Consider the following 5,858-nt stretch of genomic DNA (forward strand, 5'->3'; position numbering starts at 1 on the left):
GTTCGTCGCGAGAACTCGCAAAATCCGTCGGGCTCAACTGCAACGCGTCGTTGCCAATCCCCGTGAAGCCTGGATCGTTGATCCGCCACGATCCAGATGGTGAGGAAGGAGAACGATCTCCGAAGGCATCAACTAAGCGAAAGCTATTAAGGCTTCCACAAAATTATCCCATCATACTTAGCGGCGCTCACAGATCGTGATAGGACATTTGGCAGGGTGAAAATCACGCTCGAGTAGCGCTCGATTGCTGCGGTATTATCACTGCGTCGATCTCAGATAGCAGTGCAGCAGATAGCTGTGTTGCAGCAGCGGCGACATTTTGGCGGGCTTGTTCGGGATTTGTCGCGCCCGCGATCACGCTGCCGACCACCGGTCTTGCCAGCAGCCAGCCAATTGCCAATTCCAATATCGAGTGCCTATCCCGCAATCCGATAGTGTTCAACTGATCGAGCCGATTCCAATTCTGTTCCGTCATCAGCGCTTGAGCCCACGACAGATGAGAGCCCAATCGGGTCTTCTTGGCCGGTTCGACACCGCGTCGATATTTGCCGGTCAATAGCTCGCTTGCCAGCGGATAGTAGGGCAAGAGGCAGATCCCGTGCTGAAGAAGTTGGGGCAGTAAATCGTTTTATATTCCGCGGGCGAGTAGACTGTACTCGGCCTGACATGTCACAAGTTGCGCGCCTTTGTGGGTGCCCGCCACTTGCTGCGCGGCAACGACCTGACGTGCAAGGAAATTCGAGCAGCCGATCGCTCTCACCTTTCCCTGACGCACGAGCTCATCGAATGCGTCCATTGTTTCTTCGATCGGAGTGTCCGGATCGTATCGGTGAATCTAATAAAGATCGATCCACTCTGTTCGCAGGCGTCTCAGGCTGTCTTCAACCGCCCTCATGATGTAGTTACGCGAGGCGTTGATATTTTTGGTATTATCCATCATGGCCAAGCCAAATTTGGTCGCAAGGACAATGTCCTTGCGCTTTGGCCCGAGAATGTAGCCGAGAAACTCCTCCGCTTTGCCTCTTCCCCCATAAACGTCGGCCACGTCAAATAGTGTAACACCGAGATCGAGCGCGGCATGCACAACGTCGCGCGTTTCGTCGATGTCGATGGCCACTCCAAAATTGTTGCAGCCCAGTCCCAAGACGGACACCGAGATTCCGGAACGTCCCAGCTGTGGTTTATCCATAGGCATTTAGACCTTCGGACTATCGATGCGACGCTAATTCAAAGCTAGGATAAGAGGCGTTGTATACGTTTGCGCCGCCTTGGCTAATTCAACGGAACGTCGTAGGTACCGACAATAGCTAAGAAGTCGGCCACAATCTCGCTGGCCGTCAACGGCGGCTTCCACCCACATCGAAAAACGCGGGGGCGGCGGCGAAGCCCACATCAGGCTGTATTTCGGCAGCGGATTATCCGCCCCTTCGCTGCGTCGTTTGGCCCTTGTTCCAAAAACGGATGACTTAGCGCCACTCCGGACACAGACGTGAGATTTGCCATGCGGAGAAACCGCTGCGATCCCCAGCCAGTCCGAAACGTACCGCCATCCCAGACGCGTAGCTGAGCTTGTTCGCAGACATGAGCGCAAAGAATGACCGCAGCAACGATGCGCCCATTCATTGCTTGGTACTCGCTCCGCCAATACCTGACAGGTCAATCCGAATGCCGGCGCGATTGGGATCGTTCGGTTCGGGGGCTTTGTCGTCCCGCTCGTTGGCGGGCGCACTTTTCATATCGTTCGAGACCTCGCCCTCACGGCTTGCAGGTCCGGACGGGACACGACTTTGGTGGGTCCGGGCTCCTCGGCCGAGAAGACCGATTGTCCCTCGAACGTCCCGGCCTTCCAGGCGATGATGGCATCGTTGAACGCTTCTTCGTTCGCGGTGCCATACCATTTCGTCACGATGCGATAGACCTTGCCGAAGAGCGCTGTACCCATACGAATGTTTTGGCAAACGTCAACAAGACCCACCGAGAACTGTGCGGGATCTGTAATGCCAACGCCGGCAGGATATTGCGTGATGCCGACGCCTACAACAGCCTGGCCAACGTAGCGGCGAACCAATGTTATCGTATCGTGGGGAGATTTCGGTGGAGGCACGAGGATCACACGTCCACCGGCGCGAACGGTGATCGCGAGAGGATCGCCAGCGCCGGCGCGCGCGCAATAAATTTCTCAGCGATCGCAGGCTTTAGGTTGGGATCGGCACACTGCTGAATGAGGGCTGCGTCCATTCTCGACCTGCTCACATGTTGAAAGCGGTCACGAGCGGACGGTCGAACAGACGCGCCCAGGCCTGTGCGCTCGCCCTTTGGATCGCAGCGATAGAGGCGTCGGCGGTCCACCAGGCGTTGCTCGTCGCGACAATGACGTCAGGCTGGTGGAGCATGGACTGCAGCACCGGCCAGACTATGAGCTGCTCATAGCAGATGAGCGGGACGATCTTCCGTCCTGCGGCGGTCACGACGGGGTTCTGGAACAGATTGGCTCGCGCCCCGCCGGCCGCATCGAGCCACGCGCGCCAGGGCTGCCACATCGACAGCGGCACCGGCATGCGTTGACGATAAATGACGCGAGTGCCGGTCCAGTCGATTTCTATCAGTGCGTTGTCGTATCCATCCGGGTCGACGACAGCGGCACCGCCAATAACGGTGAGATCGTCCTGCCGCAAATTCTCGATCCAGAACCGCGCCACTGTCGGCGTCCACAAGCCGAAAGCGCTTTTGGGGAAGCACCACAACGCGCTCGCCAAGGTTTGCAGTCCGGCGAGCGACCGCGAGGAGCGCGCCATGATGCTCGAGGTCCGCTTGGCGGCCGAGCGATGCTCCCATCATCGTGTCGACACTAGTCCAGCCCGTCAGGAATGGGGACGGCGTCCAGGTCGCCCCGTCCACAACCAGGCCACGCTGACAGCGAGCGCCGTCCCGCGCCAAAATCGGGTGGTAAGGGCAAGCAAGGCCGCAACCGTGAGCATCGCACCGCCCCATCCTGTCCCAGGGAAAATCACGCCAGCGGCCGTCAGCGGATGGGCCCAGCCAAAAGTCCCGAACGGTGGTGCAGCCATCAGGACAGATGCGAGTCCGAAGCCCATGGCCGGTGTCTATCCGCGCGGCACGACCAGAGAACCATATGGATCACGACGAATGCGCTTGAGGCAAGCAACCACAGCGCGATCCCCCAGGCCAGTCCCGTATCAAAGAAGGTTGCGACGCCCTGCGGCAATCCGCGCGATGCGGCGAGGAAATATCCCGCAGCGACCCCCGCTGCTGCCAGACGCGACGGCGCAACCACCCAGAGCGACGGAAAGGCAAGCGCCAGCGGTAGCATCAGAGTCACACCGCTCCAGCCGATCACACCAACCCCAATGGCAGCAGTGATCACGGCGAGGCTATGCGCCCGATCAGGGAGTGAACGTGATGACGGGTTCGGCAAGGCCGAGTACGCCGGTGTCCAGAACCGGCCCGAAATATCGTGAATCATAGGAGCCCGAGAATCCTGAATGGAGAAAAAGATGGCCCGGTGGGACTTTCCCACCGGAGTAGGCGGTGAGCTGCCGTCCTTCCGCGTCGACTGGATGGATATGCGAGTGCCTCAAAGGATGCCCGTCGATCGTCACGGTGCCGGCGATCGCTACGGTCTGGCCCGGCAGGGCAGCCACGGTCTTGATCAGCGGGCTCGCTCCCTCGGCGCAAAGGCCGCATCGGATGTAGCCACGCGTGAGGCCGAGGGAGAGCGCCGGCCCCGGCGGGAGACAGATGAAAACGCGATCGCCGACCGTCACGGCGCGGTCGAGAGTAGCGATGCGCCAGAGCCCAAGGGGATAGCTTGGCGTGGCGTTCAGCCGGAATCCGCCCCACCACCCCGGGCCAAAAAGCCCAAGGCAGGTGAGCGACCCGAAAAGACCGATATGCAACAGTATCGACGACCCACCCCTCATATGCCCGCCGCCAGCCCGAGCATCGCATGTCCGCCCCGGTAGGGCCGGCGCCGACGCGATCGCCGGAATCCTCTCTACCGCCGGGACTGTTGCGCGCATCGACCGCGCAGGCGACCCGTCAAAAGTGACGGGTGCTGCGATCGCACCGTTCCACCCTAGGCAACCACGCCCGACATACGTTGTTTGTAATGTGGTTTTTCATTACTATATTGGGCTGGAAGGCATGGGGAACAGCAATGGCATCGCTTGCGGTCACGGCAAAAGGGCAGGTCACGCTCAAGCGGGACCTGCTGCAACATCTTGGCATCAAGCCCGGCGAACGGATCGAATTCGAGAAGCTGCCCGACGGCGAATTGCGCGTCCGGGTGGCCCGGCCAACGGGCTCCATCGACGCGTTCATCGGTGCGCTTGAGGGCAAGATCAAACTCAAGAAGCCCATGACCATTGAAGAGATGAACCGGATTGCGGCCGCCGGCTGGGCGGGCGAGCTTGACGACAAATGAAGATTTCCGTCGACACCAACGTGCTGGCGCGCGCGATGATGCGAGATCACCCTGAGCAATCCAGGACCGCCCGCGCGCTGCTCAAGGAAGCATCTCTGATCGCGGTGTCGTTGCCATGCCTGTGTGAATTGGTGTGGGTTCTGCGGCAAGACGCGAAGGTCGCCAAAGAAGACGTGGCAGCAGCCATTCGCGCACTCCTGAACACGGCGAATGTCGTCGTGAATAGGCCCGCCGTCGAAGCCGGGCTCGCCTTGCTGGAGGCAGGTGGTGATTTTGCCGATGGCGTTATGGCCTATGAGGGCGCTTGGCTTGGTGGCAAGACCTTCGTATCGTTTGACAAGCAGGCGATCACGCTCCTGTCGAAACAGGGACAGGATACGCAGCTTCTGTCTTGAGGGCCCCATGTCACCGCGCGCGTCGGACGCATGAGCCGAGCGTTGGTACGACCTCCCGATTTAACGCTACGGCTTCAATCCCTGCAGTTTCCCACATCTGGCTCTCCGACAGGCTTCATCACGAGGCACACGTCGGCGATACTCTACGCACGCGGTTCAGCACAAGCACGCCAGGGCTCCCATAAATCTCACGAGAAAACCGTCGGACGCCACGCCCCCCGTCATACGATCGGGTCGGCATTCACACCGTAACTTTCGAGGCGTGCTCAGGCTTCACTCGCGTTACGGCCCGCTGGATTGCTCGGCCGCCCAAAGCGACCTTTGTCACGAGGCTTCGATCCGTCCGATTGCTCGTCCAAACCGCTCGTCAGCTACCAGATCAATCGACAATCCTCTGGGTGGATCCTTCCTCCACTGGTAATATCAGCCGTCGGGGCCCATCGAAAGGTCTGACGTAACCCGGGGCGATCAGCCGGACGTCATGTCCCAGCCACACGATCTCCCGTGCCCAATAATGGCTGCTGGCGCAGGCCTACATGGCAACCGTGCAAGCCGGCAGCGCTGTGAAGAACGCAAGCACTTGGCCGCGGCGCAGCTTCTCGCGGAACAAGTCTGCGCCCGACGCGTCCACGGCATGCGCCTGGAATACATTCTTCGCAAGGTCCAACCCGATCATGCAAACTGCCAACATGAACGCCTCCTTCCAGTGATGATCAACACCACCACTTTGGCATTGCGATGCAGTCAGGGGCGTCCTCATCAATAATAGACTGGGCTTCCAGCCGTGTTGTCCATCGCAATGATTTCCGAACAGTTCAGCGAGGCTCAGTCGTAAGCGACGACCTGCGAGGCGTGCTCATCCTTTCCCCTTGACCCTGAAGACCACAGGCAGAGTGAAGCTGAGGCCCTCGTCCGCGATCAGCGGCGGGGGTGGCGGGACGGGGTCTGAGCGGCGCAGCATGGTGAGCGCGGCTTCGTCGAAGGTCGCATCGCCCGAGCCGTTCACGATCGTGGCCGAT

At 60.0% G+C, this 5,858-nt stretch carries 7 protein-coding genes and 3 pseudogenes; 2 read left to right on the top strand and 8 right to left on the bottom strand.

Annotated features, from left to right (window positions below; all coding sequences use genetic code 11):
- Positions 1-223 precede the first annotated feature (223 nt).
- From NWI01_RS18310 to traF, 6 genes and pseudogenes are all read right to left on the bottom strand, one after another.
- Positions 224-1,195 (bottom strand): annotated as a pseudogene (locus tag NWI01_RS18310) (aldo/keto reductase).
- A gap of 424 nt (positions 1,196-1,619) precedes the next feature.
- Entirely contained in the window at positions 1,620-1,736 is a 117-nt protein-coding gene (locus tag NWI01_RS20410) for a hypothetical protein (protein ID WP_375782194.1), read from the bottom strand.
- On the bottom strand, positions 1,733-2,113 hold the full coding sequence (locus tag NWI01_RS20415) for a hypothetical protein (protein ID WP_375782195.1): 381 nt from the start codon (positions 2,111-2,113) through the stop codon (positions 1,733-1,735). The genes NWI01_RS20410 and NWI01_RS20415 overlap by 4 nt, the downstream gene beginning before the upstream one ends.
- Positions 2,110-2,238, bottom strand: coding sequence for a hypothetical protein (locus NWI01_RS20420; protein WP_375782196.1), 129 nt, complete (start codon positions 2,236-2,238; stop codon positions 2,110-2,112). Before NWI01_RS20420 ends, NWI01_RS20415 begins: the two co-directional genes overlap by 4 nt.
- Before the next feature lie 11 nt (positions 2,239-2,249).
- Positions 2,250-3,331: pseudogene (locus tag NWI01_RS18320) on the bottom strand (conjugal transfer protein TraB).
- Positions 3,332-3,404: 73 nt separating this feature from the next.
- A complete protein-coding gene (gene traF / locus NWI01_RS18325) occupies positions 3,405-3,941 on the bottom strand; it encodes a conjugative transfer signal peptidase TraF (protein WP_141385372.1) in 537 nt (178 codons plus the stop codon).
- A 236-nt stretch (positions 3,942-4,177) separates the two neighbouring features.
- Between traF and NWI01_RS18330 the strand changes: the two genes are divergently transcribed.
- Complete coding sequence (locus NWI01_RS18330; RefSeq protein ID WP_141385373.1) at positions 4,178-4,444, top strand: AbrB/MazE/SpoVT family DNA-binding domain-containing protein; 267 nt, start codon at positions 4,178-4,180, stop codon at positions 4,442-4,444.
- Complete coding sequence (locus tag NWI01_RS18335; protein WP_141385374.1) at positions 4,441-4,839, top strand: type II toxin-antitoxin system VapC family toxin; 399 nt, start codon at positions 4,441-4,443, stop codon at positions 4,837-4,839. The genes NWI01_RS18330 and NWI01_RS18335 overlap by 4 nt, the downstream gene beginning before the upstream one ends.
- Positions 4,840-5,281: 442 nt before the next feature.
- Here NWI01_RS18335 and NWI01_RS19990 read toward each other — a convergent pair.
- Together NWI01_RS19990 and NWI01_RS18345 are read right to left on the bottom strand one after the other, a co-directional pair.
- Positions 5,282-5,530, bottom strand: a pseudogene (locus NWI01_RS19990) (IS110 family transposase); the annotation flags it as partial.
- Between the two features lie 165 nt (positions 5,531-5,695).
- On the bottom strand, positions 5,696-5,858 hold a 163-nt coding region (locus NWI01_RS18345; protein ID WP_141385375.1), incomplete at its 5' end, for a TonB family protein.

Source organism: Nitrobacter winogradskyi (assembly GCF_006539545.1).
Classification (GTDB): Bacteria; Pseudomonadota; Alphaproteobacteria; order Rhizobiales; family Xanthobacteraceae; genus Nitrobacter; species Nitrobacter winogradskyi_A.

Coding starts and splice junctions, on each gene's coding strand:
- NWI01_RS20410 (WP_375782194.1), bottom strand. CDS start 1,736: ATGAAAAGTGCGCCCGCCAACGAGCGGGACGACAAAGCCCCCGAACCG.
- NWI01_RS20420 (WP_375782196.1), bottom strand. CDS start 2,238: ATGGACGCAGCCCTCATTCAGCAGTGTGCCGATCCCAACCTAAAGCCT.
- traF (WP_141385372.1), bottom strand. CDS start 3,941: ATGAGGGGTGGGTCGTCGATACTGTTGCATATCGGTCTTTTCGGGTCG.
- NWI01_RS18330 (WP_141385373.1), top strand. CDS start 4,178: ATGGCATCGCTTGCGGTCACGGCAAAAGGGCAGGTCACGCTCAAGCGG.
- NWI01_RS18335 (WP_141385374.1), top strand. CDS start 4,441: ATGAAGATTTCCGTCGACACCAACGTGCTGGCGCGCGCGATGATGCGA.